The organism is Pseudomonas sp. GM_Psu_1, assembly GCF_026544185.1.
GTDB classification, from domain to species: Bacteria; Pseudomonadota; Gammaproteobacteria; order Pseudomonadales; family Pseudomonadaceae; genus Chryseomonas; species Chryseomonas oryzihabitans.
The window spans coordinates 102,326-118,822 of record NZ_JALNUX010000009.1 but is presented as its reverse complement, the minus strand read 5'-3'; the positions used below and the strand labels follow the sequence as shown (position 1 = coordinate 118,822).

Below are 16,497 nucleotides of genomic sequence, written 5' to 3'. Positions count from 1 at the left end.
CCTGGTGTGCTTAGTGTTAAAACGTCACGATGACGCTATTTGTGGCCGTCGCTGTACCAGCCGAGGTCAAATTCTTGTTAAACCGCAAAGCGGCATAGTGCGGTGCCTTGTTCGCTCCGGCCTGAGTTGGATCGAAGTCTTGGCAGTATTCAATTGGCCCGCCCCATGCGGTAACACCGAACTCCGCCTTATCCAAGCCGAGTTGAGGCAAGATGTTCACGTTAGTAGCGTCAAGCCGGTACCAGCCGTTGTAGCAAAAACTTGCAGACTCACCGCCTGATAAGTTAGGAGCGCCAGCGTTGGTAGGTAGCGGATAGAAGTTATTTGCACTGTCGGCGGCAGACAGGCGCTGGCGGGTGTAAAACTCACTAGCCAGGCGATCGGTCAGCCGGTTGATGCGGCCGATCGTCATCCGCAGCATTTCTTTCTGGTCGGGAAGCGTGCTGAAGGTCACCGCTGCGTAGTCCGAACCGCTTGCATCCCACGTCGCAGCATTTGCATCGGTAAGTGCAACAGAGTCGCCCGGAATCCCTTTGTTGCAGGCGTTACCTTGAGCGCAGGTAGTTTGAACGAGGGTGCCCACGTCATAGGTGAGCGTCACCGGCGTCCCAGTCGTGAAGTACAGCGGAACGGTATAGGTGAGCCCCTGCACTACACGATAGGCCTTCACATTCTTCAACAGGGAACTATCACTGTTGATCTGCGAAAGCGGCACCGACGTATTTCGCAATTCGAACGCCAAGGCCTGGCCTGTAGTCGAGGTATCCTCGGGGTTGTAAACGGCCGAGAACAATCCATTTCCGGTATAGGGCATGGGCAGGCGCCCACCATTGCTATTTCTAGCGAAGGCCTTCAAGGCTGACGCGAGGCGCAAGTTGTAGACCTGCGCTTCCGCCCTCTTCGTACCCTCATACAAGGCCAAGGCCATTGAGATCATTTGGGCAGTCACCAAAGCAATGATGCCGAGGATCAATACGCCAATGAACAGCTCGACCAGAGTAAAGCCGCGCTGACGGGACTTCATCACGGCTTCACTACTTTCAAGGTGAGGGCTAGGTAGTAGGTGCTGGTTTCGTCGGATGCAGTCTTGTTACCCATCAGACCGGACAGCCAGTTACCTTGAGAGTTGTAACCGGGGATACCCGAACCACTCGCCGAGTTGCTCTCGGACACCTGGCCGCCCAGGATGATCATATCGCCATCCTTCATCAGGACTTCGCCGGAGTAGTTGCTGTCCCGAATGATGGGTACTTCGCTGGGTACCTGCTGATTGCTACCGTTCGCACCGGTCACGATCTGAATGTTGGTGAACGACCCGGTCTTTACCGATTGGGAGAAGGTGATAGGGCTGCGGACCTCGCCAGTCTGGGCGTCGTAGTAGGGAACGATGCGCAGCGTCGAGCCGACTTTGAACGTCACAAGCTGGTTAGTGGTGCCCACAGCCGAACCACCAGAAAGACTGGAAGTCGAGTTCTGGGAGTACTGGGTGTAATACAGGTTGTCGTACTGGGCGAATTCGCCCGGGACACCGTTGGTCACCGACACCCGCGGCCGCTGCTTGATGCTGTATTCCCCGTTCGCTTCCAGGTAGGCGAGGAAGGCCTGGGCGGGGTTGCTGCCAAATTTGCGCAGGCCCACCAGAGTATTGGCGACTGCAGTTCCGCCGGTGGAAACGGTAGGCGGTACGTTCCCGCCACCGCTGATCGTGACGCCGCCCAGCGCATTATTGGACACAACCAGGCCCAGCTTGCCGCTTGCGAAAGACGCGAACCCTGCCAGGTCGATGCCTTCGCTGTGGGACTTCGTGGATCTGACGGAGATCAAGACGCCTTCGTAGTTGAGCGTGACGTTGTTGTCGCGCTTCACCCCGTCGAGGTATTTGGCGATCGGCTCGATCACCCAGTGAGGTGCCTGAACAGTGACCGCGCCAGTGCTGGGGTTCGTAGAGACGGTGCCAACGCTCTGCTTGGTGCAGACTGCGGTGTTGGACGGTGTTGCGCCGGGCGCCTGAGCGATATTTACCGGCATCGTGAACGGCCGCGGTGCGGTCGGCGCACCAGAGATTTCCGCCGGTAGGGGCGGCAGTTCGGCACTGGTCGTGACCACGGGCATGCTCGTGGCAGCCGGCACACACTGCTGCAGCATCGAGTCCAGCTCGGACTTCAGGTTTTTCCAAAAGTCACCGGCGATGTCGACTTTGCCGGTACCGGTATCCAGGCCAGTGTTTACGCCGCCGGAGGTGGTGGTGCTGCCGCCGGAACCGCCGCTGGCCGGCGAGCCGATGCCGCCACCCAGACCACCCGAGGTGGACGTCGTGGATCCGGAGCTACCCACGTTGCCGGCGAGCGTGCCGCTCTTGTAGGTCGTGGTGCGCTCGCCCAGCTTCAGATAGAAGGTCCGCGCACGGTTCGGCAGGATCGCCACGTACTGGCCTTCGTCGTTCACGTCGTAGTCGAGGCCCATCGGCCCGAACAGCATGCGCAGCGCGGTCTCGCCATCTACGCCGGTCACGTCGTAGCCGGTGTAGGTGTAACCGTCCAGCGGCAGCGACGACATGATATTGATGCCCTTCGCCCGCAGGGACTGGGCGATCGCGTTTGCCGTGACAGGACTGCCGTCGCGCGAGAATTGCAGGGTGATCTTCTTGTCACGCAGCCACTGGTGCTCGCGAAGCTCCACGCGCTTGCCCGGGGTCGGGAAGTCAGTGATGCGCACGCGACTATCACGCGGCGCGTTCTGTTCGGACATCCACTGCTGGATTTCTTTGTTCAACTCCTGCTTGCGAGGAGAGTTGCCAATGGGAGTAGTGCATGCGCTCAGCGCGACACAGGCGGCAAGGATCGCGACGGGAAAGCGCATCACTGGGACTCCTTCAGGACGTAGATTTTGTGCTCGCCAACGTTCACGTTGGCTTCGATGGGGTGGATGATCAGCAGCTTGCTGATCGCCTCCTCGAACGTTTTGCCGGTCAAGGTGAAGTTCGAGCCGAGCATGTAGTCGGCATTGATGTTCCAAGCGGGCGCTTCCCAGCCATGCTCGGCGGATAGCCGTCTGATGTTTTCCTGGAGAGAGCCCTTACGCACCTGCAGGGTCACGATCTGCGGTACAGGCGGTGCAGGCGCTCTCACCGCAGCAGGTGCGGCCGGCGGCACCGTTTTAGGCGTCACTGGCGGTGCGATGGTGGGCACTGGCTGCTTGGCCGACGCAGTAGTGGGCACCAGCGCATGCTGACCTGGCGCGGTGCCTGAAATCGGCTTGGCCGCAGGTACCGCGGTGGCGACGGCAGCCGTTGCCGGCGCGGCGGGCGACGGCGCGCTGGCTGCTGTCCGGGGCACTGGCGCTTTCTCCGCCGGCCGTGGCGGCTCGGGGATGATCTTGATCCGGCTGGCAGCCGACACCGCGGACTCGCGGCCCTTGTTCAGCATCACCGTCCGCTGGTTCCAATCGATATGAAACGCCAGGGCATAGCGCTCCCCCAGCTGATTCAGGATTTCCGGCCAACGCACGCCGCCGCGGTAGCTGACGGTTTCCGGCACCTCGCTTTTTCCGAGCGACTTGCCGCGGTAGAGCTGCCAGCCATCAGGCAGGATCATGGACATAGCAGCGTTGAAAGGGACGTCATCGGCGAAGCCCGGTACTACGTCCGCAGGGCCGCTGCCCGTCTGGGTGACCGGACGGTAGGCGAGGTCCACCATGAGCTCTGCATCCTGGTACCGCGCCTGTTTGGCCTCGTAGCCCGCAGTGGGCTGGCGGAAGGACGCGTTGCCCCTCTGTTCGTATGGCTGAAACTGGGCACTTGGCGTGCGCTCACTGGAAACCATGGGTGATCCCTCCAGTGAGAAGCCTGCGTGGGCAGCTCCGGTGCCGAGCAGCATCACGGCGGTTACCGCCGGCAGGACCGGTCGGATACGGCGGCTCATAGCTGCGCCTCTTCAGCGCGCCGCGCCTTTACCCAGGCCTCGAGGGCGTCGAGCAAGCGTGGATCACGCAACGGTGCCCGGCTTTCGGAGAACTGAGCGATCGCTCTGGCGACGTATTCGTTGCGCGCAGCGGAACGGAAGAACTCCTGCGACCGGTTCATGCCCGGGGCATCGAGCTCCTCCAGATAGGCGACCAGCGCCTGATCGCATTCGTCGATCAGCGGTATGCGGACGGATTTGCGATAGAGCGAGGCGGGTTGGATTCGAGACATCAATGAGCGCTCCGGACGTCCCGATAGCGGACGACGATCTGGCGAAGAGAACTGTTCACCGTGACGTCTGCCTGGGCGCCGGCCTGATAGCCAGCGTCGGCGATCCAGAGAATCGGCGGTCGGCGCTGCTCGGTGAAAGACACGATCACGGGCGAGGACGGCGCAGTGCCGAGGAAAACAGGCGCTGGCCAGCCGACGGCGTCGGCGATGGAGCGTAGGAAAGCCTCGAGGTCACCGTTAAAGCCCCGTTCCAGCAGCAGTGGCTGGCGCATTTCCGGCGGCACCCGGTTGAGGTCGATCTGGAAGTCCTGCGTCACCCCTGATCGCCTGGTATTGGCGCTGATGGCCAACGCAGCCTGCTCGGAGGCCCTGGCGACACGCATAGCCGCTTCGTTCAGCGTGCGAACTGCCGGATCGGATTCCGTCATGGTCATCTGCGCAGGCTTCTGGGCGCACCCTGTTGCGAGCGCCGCCATGACGAGAAGAGGTATCAGCCGAGCTTTCACTGCTTTGCCCTGAAAATATACGGTAGAGAATTATTCTATCGTATATGTGTCGCTGTCAACGTAAAGCCTGTCGTCAGCGACAATCGCACTGTCGCTGGCGACAGCAGGGCAATAAAAAGCCCCGCTAGTGCGGGGCGTTAGGAGTAAACCGGTTAGCCAACGGCTGGAAAACGCATATCAGGATAGTGCGATTCACTATCACGCGGTGGTGCTTCTTCGAAGTCGACCAGTATGTCGCTCTGGGCCGGCTCCATTTCATCGAGCACGTCGGTATCCACGCGCTCGTAGCCATCATGCGGCGCGAGCGCATGGCGCATGGCGTACGCCGCCACCATCGCCGGGAACGGATCCTCTTTCGGAAGGCCCGCCTCGCCCTGGCTCATGAACCAGGCGTCCAGCTCACGCTTGCGCGAACGCGCGTCGTCCAGCTCAGCCTGGCGCTCCCAAACAGCGTTCTCTGCAACAGGGCCAATCATCTTGATCTGGTGTCGCAAGCGGTCCAGATCCGCTCGGATTTCGTTGATATGGCCGGCTGCTCCAAACAGCATCTTGGTGACTTGATACCCCATGTTCACGGGCGATTTGCAAGCAACAACCGTGTAGCCGCGCATTACCTCACCGTTCACATAGGCGCGTATCTCGTCCTCTGCCTTGAACGAATTACGGACATACCTCAGCTCGACGCCACCTACGAAAGCGTTCAGAGATTCGGAGTCCGACCGTTCCCGGCCCATGGCGACTTCTGCCTTTACCAACCGAGCTTTAAGTGCCTCCCCGATCTCAGTCGATCGTAGCCAGGTCGTCGATCCATCCTGCAGGTTGGCGATGGCACCTCTGACCTCGACACACTGGTACGTCGCCTTGGGCAGCGCTTCAAGGACTTGCTGAGACGCCTGAATGAAGCGCTGGCGATCCTGCACGTCCTTGTTGAGGGACCTGAGCGCCATCCGCTTGTGGGCGCCATCGCTCAGCCAGGCGCGGTACCGCCGCTCCAGCTTGACCACCTCATCGTCTACCTCGACCTTCTCGCGGATCATGGGGTTACCGGTCGTTACAGCCATGACTGCGGCGTAGCCAAGATCCATTTCCTCGGAGATCTCCCGGCCGGCGGCATCCGGTTCCGAAAGCGCCTGGTTCATGAATCGGGCCTTGCGCTGATTGGTCTCCCACATGAACAGGTCAAAGCTGTCCTTGGTGGTATAGCGATACTCCTTGACCTTGTCGAAGTGCAGGTTTCCCTGGCGCTCGATCCGTCCCTTTCGCTGCTCGATGTCTGCCGGCCGCCATGGGCAGTCGGCATGGTGGATGGCGCACAGGCGCTCTTGGACGTTGGTGCCAACGCCCATCTTCTCGGTCGAGCCGAGCAGCACCCGTTTAGCGCCAGACCGCACCTGGGTGAAGAGCGCCTCCTTCTCGTCATCCGTCTTCGCGTCGTGAATGAAGGCGATCTCGTCGGCCGGCATTCCGCGACCAGCCAGAAGCTCTTTGAGCGCCTCATAGGTCGAGAATGGTTTGCCCTCCCCCGGCGTTCCCAGGTCCATGAAAACGAGCTGGGTGCCCTTTACGCCGGCATGCTGCAGGTATTCCGCGTAGACGTTGTCTGCCACGGCTGCAAGCTTCAGCGACGCCTCAGCGGGTAACTCGGGCACCACAAGGCGCAAGTCCAGCGCGGCCTTACGTCCGGCGGTCGCGATTGCCAGCATGTTGTCATCGCGAGGGTCTACCCGGGCACCGGTGCTCCCACGGATCGCTTGCGCGCGGATGGAAAGGTGCGCCATGAAGGCTTTCTGCAGATCGCTCTGCTCGACGCTTTCCACGAGGGTCTCGACCTCAGGCGTCGGAAGCTGCAGGTTCTCGCGCGTCTGCACATCCACAAAGGAGCGAAACAGCTTGAGCATCTCAGGGACATTCACGAACTTCGCGAAGCGCTCGTTGACGCGGAAACCGCCGCCCTCCGGGAGCGCCTCGAGGCCGGTGACGACATCGCCGAAGCGCGACGCCCAGTCGTCGAAGCTGTAGATCCCTACCTCCTCCATGAGGTCTGGACGGAAAACCTTGTTGTGTACGAAAGCTTCGGCCATTGAGTTGGAGATGATCGTACCGGTTGCACCGATCAGCCCGAACGACTTGCCATGCAGCTCGCGCAGGTACTCCGCCAGCCCGTCCAGATTCGCGGCACGGGCCGAACCTGCCGTTGGAATGCCGAGCAAGTTCATGCTGGTGGCCAACTCCAGGTTCTTGTAGTTGTGCAGCTCATCCACCAGCAAACCATCTACGCCAAGCTGGTCGATGGTAAGCACCGGGCCCTTTTTCTCCTGAGTCTCGAACCGTCGCTCCAAATCCGAGCGTTTGGCCTGGACGGTCTTCAGTTTGGCGGCAAGCCGGCGCTTGCTCCGCTCGTTGTCGGACGTGTCGATCGCAGCCTCCAGCTGCATCGTCAGCACGTCGAAGCGGGCACGCTGCGTGTCCAGGGGCGCCTGAATCTGATTAAGCATCGAGTGGGTACATACCACGACGTCCCAGTCGTTGTTGCGCGCGATCGCAAGGAAGCGTTTCCGGGCGTTGCCCCTGAGGTCGTCCTTGCTGACCATCAGCACGCGCGCGCCGGGGAACATCTGTTTGGTCTCCCGCGCGATCTGGCCAAGCATGTGGTTTGGCACTGCAATCATGGGCTTGGTCCACATGCCCAGCTGCTTCAGCTTGATCGCGATCGCTACCATCTCGAACGTTTTGCCAGCGCCAACGCAGTGCGCGGCTACGCAGTTGTAGCCGAGCAATGCGGTACCGACCATGTTCAGCTGGTGAGATCTCGGCTTCCATGAAGACGACATCCCCGGGAAGGTCAGGTGAGAGCCGTCGATCTTCGGTAGCACGAAGACGTTCGTGGATTCGTTGTACAGGCGAGCGTACCGCTCAGCGCGCTCACCGTCGCCGGCCACCCAGGCCTGGAAGCGCTCTTCGATTAGGTCCTGCTTGCTGCGCGAATTGAGCGTCGCCTCGTCATCGACGATTTTGCGCCCGTCCACCTCGTGATAGTGAGTCGGACGCTGATTGTTCAGTAGCTTCTCGAGCAGTTGCTCGAAGCCCATCAGCTCCGTCCCGTAGAGGGTTTTGCGCGCAGCCTCGTGCTCGGACTTGAACCGGTTGGACGCGTCGACGACCCAGCTTCCCAGAGTCCGGTGATACTGAACGTCGAAGTCCGCCACGGGTATGAACTTCGTGTCAAAGAGGTCGAGCGTAAACTCCCGGATATCGGCCTCCGGCACCCAATTGGCACCGATCTTGATGGTGATGTCCGCAAAGGAAATCGGCGCAGGCTGTACGACGCGTAGCGCCTGCACATTCCCCTCCCAGGCCTCGTCGAGCTCTGCGGCCTGCTCGGCAATCAGCAGCTTCTTGCGTACGTTGCCGCTGAGGTACTGATACGCCGGCTCAGGCTGGCCCGACTCGGGGTTGATGAACACCAATGTGCCCAAGAGGGCCTGGCGCACCTCGTCTTCGGGCTGGCCCACCAGGGCCGCCATCTCTGCAAAGTCGACCTTTCCACTACGGTCCATCACGACGTAGAACGCATCCTCGGCGCTGGCGACGGATACCGCTGCCTCACCAAGCACCACGCGACGCACCAGGGCGTCCGCTGTGCGCTCAAGCCGATCCTCAAGATCGTTCCACACTTCCAGCGCCAGAACCTCGGCGCTGCCGGCATCCTCGGCAAAGGCGCGTTGGTTTTCGGCCTTGTTCAGTGCGCCAAAGCGATCGGAGAATTCGGTGTAGAGACTCTGCACCTGCTGCTGGATCGCTGCGAGCTCGGCATCGCTGCCTCGCAACTGCATAGCCATCAATTCACGCGTGGCGTCTCGCAAGGGAATGTAGGCTCTGACCACCTCCTCGTTGCGCTTACCCTTAAGCGCGAGCGGCACGACGACGTGACGGGAGCCCGTGAGTACACCGTCGGCGTCGAAGGTGTTCTCGATGTCGAGTACCTCTGAGAGACGGCCGTCCAGGATGAACCAGTCGCCAACAAAGCCTTGGTAGTCGGACAGGAATTCCGAGTCCGCCGGCCGGGGCTCGCGATCAAATGCCGGTACCTGGCTATCCTTGGCCTGCGGCCTCCACTGTGTCCGGCTGACCAACTGCGCCGGAAGCTCCTTGGCGAGCTCGGAGAGATCGGCGCTGATTTCCATGAGCTTCTGGGTATGCAGCAAGTCGTGACGCGAAGGCGTGGCCGCAACATGGAGCTTCGGACCGAACGCGGACGAGCGCACTTCCCAGGCGCCTATCACGTGACGGCGGTTGTCGTGCCAGTAACGGTTGACGTTGAAGGTCTGGCCGTCGACAACAAATGGAACACTCTCACTGAAGTCGACGTCAGGTGCGGTCCCATCCGGGCGGCGCTGCAGGATCAAGATATCGGTGGTGACGGTTGCGCCGAGCTGGCTGAAGACGTCCTGAGGCAGCCGATAGGCCGCCACGAGGTTCGCACGCGACATGATCTGCTCGCGGACCCGCGAATCGACCTTGTCCATCGTGCCGCTGGAGGTGATGACCGCCATCACGCCACCAGCAGCCAGCTGGTCCAGGCTGCGGACGATGAAGTAGTCGTGAATGTGGCTAGCGTTCGGGTAGCGGCTGTCGGTAATGACGGTCTCGCCAAACGGTACGTTACCCATCACGACATCGAAGTTCTTATCGAGCACAGCCTGCTCATAGGGCAGGTTGACGATCTTCGCATCGGGACACGTGACCTTGGCCAGGCGCACGGCAATCGGGTCGACCTCGACGCCTACCATGCGAGCATGCTGCTGGAATTCGGATGGGGCGCCAATGAAGAAGCCCGCTGTTCCGCACCCAGCATCCAGGACCTTCGCGGAAGCGGGGACACCGAGCTGCTGCACCATCTCCCACATGGGTTTGATGATAGCCGCGGGCGTGTAGTAACTCTCCAACCGATGGGTAAGCAGGTGCCGATTGAATTCGGCGGCCGTCATGTCCAGAAGACGCGCCACACTCAAGCCCATTGTGTTTGCACTGGATTTGGAGTGGTCCACGCGCAAACCTTGCGCCGCGGCACCCCAGCCCATGAAGCGCAGGAGCTCACGCTGCTGCATCATCGGGAGTACCGTGATTCCTTCGCGTTCGGCGCGGATCAGATTTTCTAGAGAGATCTGCGCGCCCCGGCTGCCGACGTTTCCAAAGCCATCATGGTGCGCCGCCCAAAGGTCGTTTGCGGTAAAACCGCGCCACTGCCGGTCGACGCCGGCGGGCACTTCAGCAGTAACGTCGGGCGGCACTGCCGCCGGCGTTACCAGGCCGGGCGCGTCAGCGCCCTTGGTATCTTCCAGGGCCTGCTGCTGCTGAGCGTTCGCGCGCTCGGCCTGGGTGACCTGGCGGGCCGCGAATTGGACCAGCTCCTCGGCGAAGGCCGCGGTGGAAGTGGTGAGCGAATAGTCTTTGTGGTCCAGCGGACCCAAGGTTTGGGACCGTATGTGGAAACGGATCGCGTACTGCTGAACCTCTGCATCGACTTGAAGGGCGAGCGTTGCGTGTTGCGGTATCACCTCATCCAAGGATTCGGTGAACTGCCGGATGACCTCCTCGCTTTGCGTGCTTGCCCAACGCTCACCCTCGCCGCCGAGACTGGGTATACCGTATTGGGCAAGTCCAGAGATGGCACCTACGGAAAGCCCGGAGAGGAACAGCTCCGCACGTTGGCCGGCAGACAGAACGTTCTGCACGGTCGGTCCGCCAACGCGCGCGGCGCGATCGCGCTTGAACGCTTCGAGGCTGTTGATCACCGCGTCCGGACCGGTGTGATACAGCTCGAACGCTTCCGCGTACTCGCGGCGCTCGAAGACAGCCTGCACCTCGTGATCCCACTTCGCTGGAGACCACAGTTTGCGCGCGGCTCTGATCATGATCGGATGGTTGGACGGACCTACAAGCCAATCGGCTGGAGCGTCGTCCAGGGCGGGTCTCTGAACCAACGCCAGCCCAGCGTCAATCTCGGCCTCGCCGAAGCGTTTGCTATCCTCCAACGATACGATGTGGACTTCACCGTCGTCAGGCACCAGCAACGCCGCCGGCCGAGATTCCACGCTCACAAGCGCAGCGAGGGATCGTCCACGTAAAGCACGTAGCTCACCAACCGATAACGTGATGAGCTTCGGGATCGGTTCCACCGCCTCATACAGCTCCTTGCCTTCAAAGCGCTCTAGGTAGCGCTCGCGGTACTCGTTATCCGCGAGTGCCAGGCGCAGTTGCTCGTCCTTCGACATGACGATCACCGCACGGGCGGCGAGATCTCTGTTCATCTTCAGGTAGCGCTGCGCCATCGACGACGTTGGATCGATCGCCGCATAGAAGCGCCCGGCAAGCCAGGGCCCGTTCTCAAGGGTCTGATCGCCCAAGAGCGGCCGTGCTGCATTGAGTACGAGCCAGTGAGACGGGACGTCGAGCGGAGCGTCTTCCGTAATGCGCAGCTCCATCTCGTCGTAGTCGGACATTACCGCTTGGTAGGCCTGACGCTCGGCCGGCGTGAGAATCTCCGGATAACCGAGCAGCGCAGTGCGCACATCGCGAAAATCGAGATGCTTACTCACTTCGTCGAACGACGGACTACCGGCGAGGGGATGCTCGAGGAGTCGCTCGACCAGCGCTGCGTCTGTCGTCTCAACCTCTGAAATAACGCGCCGGCGATCCTGCTCGCTGTCGTCGGCGCCCGCGGCCGGCTGCTGTCCCGAAAGGCTGAGGAAGGCGGCAAGCACCGGTTCAATATCGTCCGGGTGCTCCCCCCACAACGCCTTGCGCTTGAACTCAGCCGACTGACGCTCGCCGGCGAGGCCTGCGCGAGCATAGAGCTTGTGCACCTGCTCATCATCCAGGGCACGCAAGGCTTCATCGATCTTGGCGTGCCGCTCATCAAGCGACTGTTCAGTAGGTGACCCTGCTGCAACGGCCAGCGTAGATCCGGTACCACGACGAAGCAGCACGTCGACGGCGGTCTCAGTTCTACCGATGAGCCACTCGGTGAGCCCCGCTGCGGTAACGGCATCCTGCAGGGTGCCACCGGCTTGACTGAACGTGTCCTGAATACGCTGCGTCAGGTTGCCCAGGGTCGGGGCCGATAGACCGGGGGCGCTGGTCGGCATTCCGTTGAGACTAATCGCTCCGGCGCGATCAACCTGGATACCGATCGGATCTGCATCCGGCCGGCGAAGCACAGTCGCTTCGACACCATCGCTGTCTTCCCAGGCATCGACCTCTGCGCCGGCTACCATTGCCGCTCGCGCGACCAGGTCCTTGGCGACGGTAGTCGGCGTAGCCTCACTAGCGGCCTGGGCAAGTTCCGTGTCCAGCTCGCGCCACACCGCCTTCAACGAATAGCTGCCGTGGCCATCGACGCTAAACAGGTGGGAGTTCTGTTTGTTGATGCGGCTTTGAAAGACCCGATTGCCGTAGACGCCAGGCATCACATCTTCCATGCGCGCAATGCCTTCGCTGCGGCGCCAACGCACGTAATCCTTGAACGCCTCGCGATAGGACGGTGCGGCGTTCGCTGGCATCAGGTCAGCCGACTCTTCCGTAGCGGCAGCACCGGTGTCCAGTAGGAACCCATCGCCGTTCTCGGGCTCTTCCTCAGGACTGTTGTCTGGCTCTGGCTCGGCAATAGCCTGCGGCGCAGGATCTGCAGGCTCGGGCTGCTGACTTTCAGACCCAGGCGCGGCTTTAAGCGCAGGCAGTGCTTTGGCAACGGCGGCACTCACCTGCTCAATCGTGGTGATGAAACCGCCGTCAGGCGCGTGGGCGCTACCGCCCACGTTGATCACGCCACCACTGCTCACCCCAACGTGGATCGTTTTGCCGCCGCGGCTGAAGGGCGCGCGGAGCCAACCGCCGAGTTGGGTTCCGGGGGTCCACGCCGGCTCTGGAAATCCGTACTCGGCGGCGAACTGCGATACAAGTGCTTGGCCAGCGAGCTGCGAAGCGCTTACGGAGTCGCTGTCGTCATCAGATCCTGCGACAGCTGCTCCCTCAGTACTTCCCGTGCGTACACCTGGGCGTCCCGATTCCGTTGAGCGCTCTCTTGCATCTGCGCGGTCGGCGGCAGGGGATTCTTCAGCTTCCACTCTCGCTCGAGCTTGCGAGCTCGCTCGGTCAGCTCCGCGTCCTGCTTCTCCAGGTACGCCATCAGTTGCCCCTGGGCCTCCAACTCGTTGATCAGGCCGGGATTGAGCTCCATCAACATCTCGTGCACCGCTCGTCCCCAGAACGGAAGCTGCTGGAGCTCCGGAAGAAGCATCGCGTGAAGGTCCATTTCCAGCAGCGCTGCCGGATGGTTGTTCGTTGGGCTCTGCATTCGGTGTGTCCTCAGGGGTGACGTTGGAGCGAGGCGCCGTGGCCTCGCGTTTCTTAGCCTGGCTGACCATCGAGTTCCAGCTAGGCATGATGACTTCGATCGGGGTTTCTTCCACGGTCGCCTGGGCAAAGGCCTCGGCGATCACCCTGTTGGAGATTCCCTGCAAGGGGCGAGTCCAGTACTCGTTCTTGAGCTGAGCGCCAGATTCGCGAGCGAACCCGAGCTGCTGCAGCGCGTCGGCGTGCTCACCGACCCGGGGCCCCCCTGCCACGAGCTTGTGGTCGAGCGACGATCCTGCCGCCCGAATGAGAAATATGCGGAACCCATAAACGCTCGTATTGACCCAGAGCTTCTTCATCTTGCCTACCTATCCTTCCGGTACTTCAGGCGGAAAAAAACCTAGCCACCCATACGAGGGAGCATGCCGCGACGAGCGGCGCGCGCGTCGACCTCCGCGAAAAGCTCTTCCATTTCATCGTCGGTAACCGCCTCGGGTTCGCTATTCATCATCTCGATCGCCTTGAGGTCGTGAGATAGGTCCTCGCCCATGAAGGCAAGGTCGTCCCAGCTTTCAGCGTCGTCAGGCTCCGCCTGGCTTTCGGCGGTGCCGGCCGGCCGAGTGGCGAGGGCCTGGTCCGAGGTACGGGCTGGGGACTGCGCCGACGCCGCAGGTTTCTGAGCCTGGGCCGTGCGAGGCTTCTGGCCTTCAGGCGCGACGGGCGTGCGCTGGGCCGCGTTAGGCTCTGCCGCCGGTGCAGGACTTGGGCGCGCAGGAGCGCTCAGCTGCTGCTGCGCCTGGAGTGCCTTCTCGGCCGCCTGGCGAAGCTCGACCTCAGGGCGCGTCTCTGGGATAGATTTCGTCAAGCCGCCAAAGAGGTTGTTGGGGCGCACGTCGGTAACGATCAGCCGGCCGTTGGGAGACATCTGAACGTGCACCCAAGCGCCTTTGAAGCCGCGCGTGACTGCGGGAGGCTGCCCGCCCGCTGCACCGCCTGGAGCTACGGTCTTGTAGTCGAACGCATCGCGAATCTGCAGGTAGCTTTCGTTGGCCAAGCTGTCCCGTCCGACACTGAAAGCGGTCGCAGGAATGAGCACGACCTTGTACTTGCCCAGGTCTTCGGGGTGGTTCGTGGCGACGGCCGCCAGGGCTTGCTTGAATTGGCTTAGGCTCATGTTTTTCTGAATGTAGGCCCGGATCTCTTCGGGATTCGGGCGACGGGATGTCCCATCTTGGAGCGCCACCGCCCCTATCCCGCTGACCCACCGCGATGTCTCCATCCCGGGAACGCGCAAAATCACCTTTGGTACCGCGCCTTTAGTCGTACCGTCTGCACTCCACACCGGGGTGCCCTGCGCGTCGTGGGTAATCGAGCTCTTGTTCCTAAATGCCCAGGGCTGGAGGAGCATGACCAGGTAATCGTCGATGCGCGCCGCTGCATCAGCCATGCTGATCGCCGTCACATTGACCTCAGTGTCGACGGCAGTCACCTCGGCGGTGATCATGGTGCTATTCGGGATTGTGCGAACAGGCGATGGCCGAACGATCGCCTGCATGCACAGATCACCGGCTGAGTACGCGTGGAAGTACTCCGCGTTGTAGATCGGAACGTCCGGGTAACGCTCGCTCTTCGCTGCGTGTGCGCTGGCCTTGTCCGCGCGGATGACTCCGCCCTCCTCCGGGAGACGCTGGCCGGCAGAGGCCTTTTTGCTGACGAGGAAAACCTGCTGCCCGGTATCGAGGCGGCGGCCGAGCAGCTTGAAGCGCTCCTTGCTCTTCGGATCGACCGCTACGCGCTCAACCTGGACTAGGAAGTGCCGGGCTTCATCAGCCTTTTTGGCGGCTTGAAGTGAGGAGCCGAAGGTCTCCAGAAAGTTGTTTTGAGACACAGCAAATCTCCTTACCGTGGGCCTGCAGATGGTTTGGGTAACGGCATAGCGTCTTGGGCTTGCAGCGCGGTGTCGTGCTCGAGGAAAGCGTCGAGATCGGCGAACGAGTCGTTCTGCTCGTCCAAGAGTGCGGCTAGTTGCTCAGGCGCATCGAACTCAGCCTCGGTGGCGGGGCACAGCTCGGCCATCCAGCCCCCGTAGACACGCTCCGCGCTCGCCTTCATCTCTTTGATCGCAGCCTTGGCCTCGCCTTTGCGCGAGATACCAACGCTGAGGCTGAGCTTCTCGAACTCTTTCAGGTCTCGGCCCTGAGCCGCGAGGTAGCCTTCGGCCTTTTCGGCGCTGTAGGTACGCTCGAACAAGTGCTCGGCGTTCGGATTGCCTTTCAAGGCCTCGATCTCGCGAAGCAATGCGGGAACGTTGTAGGTGGACGGCTCGGCCAGGAGCTCAGCTTCAGTAGCACCAAGCGCACGCGCCTCGGCGATGATGCGATCGGGATCCAGCGTCTTTTTCTGAGAGACGTTCGTTACGGTGACCGGGAGGCTGTATTTGCTGACGTCGACGCCGTCGAGCATCTTGGTGATCTTGCCGGACAGGTCCTTCTTGACGTCCTCCAAGTGCCCCAGCCCGGCATGGGCTATCGCGTACTGCTGCTGATAGCGCCCCAAGTCTTCGAGCTGAGCGGGATTGAGCTCAATCCTTGGAAGCGGTGCCATGTCAGGCACCTGGCCGGCCAGCACATAGTCATTCCAGTAGGTTCGGCCCACATCCAGGATGTCAGCTTTCAGAGAGCGAACCTGCTCGACAACGTGCGCGACAATCCGAAGGCCTGGAACGTCGGTATCGGCAATCATCTTCGCCACCGCGCGCACATCCTCCAGCGGCGCGTTGCGCAACTTTGTCATCAGGCTTTCCTGAAGCTCGGGCGCAAGATCCAGCTTCGCAAGCACGAGACCGTCCAGAGGTATGTGTCTGAGCTGCGCACCCAGGGCGTAGTGATGGAGTTGGGCGGTGTAGTCGTAGTCGATGCCTTCCGAATAGGTCGCCGGCACCTTGTAGTCGGGGAGAAACCGCTTTCCGCCGATCTTCAAAATATCGTCTGGATTCCCCACCAGCCATTCGTAGCCCGGACGCTGGTGTGGCTTCGCCATAGCCGCCAGGGCTTCTTGATCCTGCTCGGCACCATAACGATAGGCGAAGGCAAGCCGGGCAAGATGTTCAAGCTCATTGCCGCGGCGCATATGGTGCGTTTCGCGCTCTGGCAACCGCCGGCAGAGCTTCTGCTCGATTACTCGCTGGGCGTTCCCAAAGCCGGATTCGGATAGGTTGAGCTCGTGGCGCAGGAGCGCGCCGATCTCAGATCCACCAAACCCCTGGAGCCGTTGGACGTGCCACTCCGCACGGTCACCGTGATATCTGACGATTCCATCCAACCAGCGCTGCCGAGCCTCAGGGCTGATCACAGCGCGCTGAGGCAGCGCATCGATCATTTTAGATAAATGCATCATATAATATCACTGTACCGTATAGCTTAGGGGCCCAAAAAAAGTGGGCAT

Annotated in this window: 9 protein-coding genes; all 9 read right to left on the bottom strand. The window is 61.4% G+C overall.

Going from position 1 to position 16,497, the window contains the following annotated elements; all coding sequences use genetic code 11:
• Positions 1-16: 16 nt before the first annotated feature.
• Positions 17-1,024, bottom strand: coding sequence for a type II secretion system protein (locus OXS31_RS16335; RefSeq protein WP_267400698.1), 1,008 nt, complete (start codon positions 1,022-1,024; stop codon positions 17-19).
• Positions 1,024-2,859: a hypothetical protein gene (locus tag OXS31_RS16330; RefSeq protein WP_267400466.1), complete on the bottom strand. Its 1,836-nt coding sequence runs from the start codon at positions 2,857-2,859 to the stop codon at positions 1,024-1,026. The genes OXS31_RS16335 and OXS31_RS16330 overlap by 1 nt, the downstream gene beginning before the upstream one ends.
• On the bottom strand, positions 2,859-3,920 hold the full coding sequence (locus tag OXS31_RS16325; protein ID WP_267400465.1) for a hypothetical protein: 1,062 nt from the start codon (positions 3,918-3,920) through the stop codon (positions 2,859-2,861). Before OXS31_RS16325 ends, OXS31_RS16330 begins: the two co-directional genes overlap by 1 nt.
• The gene (locus tag OXS31_RS16320) at positions 3,917-4,192 is read right to left on the bottom strand and encodes a hypothetical protein (RefSeq protein ID WP_267400464.1); all 276 of its coding nucleotides are present in this window, start codon (positions 4,190-4,192) and stop codon (positions 3,917-3,919) included. The genes OXS31_RS16325 and OXS31_RS16320 overlap by 4 nt, the downstream gene beginning before the upstream one ends.
• Positions 4,192-4,626 carry a DotD/TraH family lipoprotein gene (locus tag OXS31_RS16315; protein WP_267400463.1) on the bottom strand — a complete coding sequence of 145 codons (435 nt, stop codon included), beginning with the start codon at positions 4,624-4,626 and terminating at the stop codon, positions 4,192-4,194. The genes OXS31_RS16320 and OXS31_RS16315 overlap by 1 nt, the downstream gene beginning before the upstream one ends.
• Before the next feature lie 224 nt (positions 4,627-4,850).
• On the bottom strand, positions 4,851-12,524 hold the full coding sequence (locus OXS31_RS23470) for an N-6 DNA methylase (protein WP_267400461.1): 7,674 nt from the start codon (positions 12,522-12,524) through the stop codon (positions 4,851-4,853).
• Positions 12,525-12,685: 161 nt separating this feature from the next.
• Positions 12,686-13,054, bottom strand: coding sequence for a hypothetical protein (locus tag OXS31_RS16305; protein ID WP_267400459.1), 369 nt, complete (start codon positions 13,052-13,054; stop codon positions 12,686-12,688).
• Positions 13,055-13,453: 399 nt separating this feature from the next.
• Positions 13,454-14,941, bottom strand: a complete 1,488-nt coding sequence (locus OXS31_RS16300; protein ID WP_267400457.1) for a hypothetical protein — start codon at positions 14,939-14,941, stop codon at positions 13,454-13,456.
• 11 nt (positions 14,942-14,952) lie between these two features.
• Positions 14,953-16,431, bottom strand: coding sequence for a YqaJ viral recombinase family protein (locus OXS31_RS16295; protein ID WP_267400455.1), 1,479 nt, complete (start codon positions 16,429-16,431; stop codon positions 14,953-14,955).
• Between the last annotated feature and the right edge of the window lie 66 nt (positions 16,432-16,497).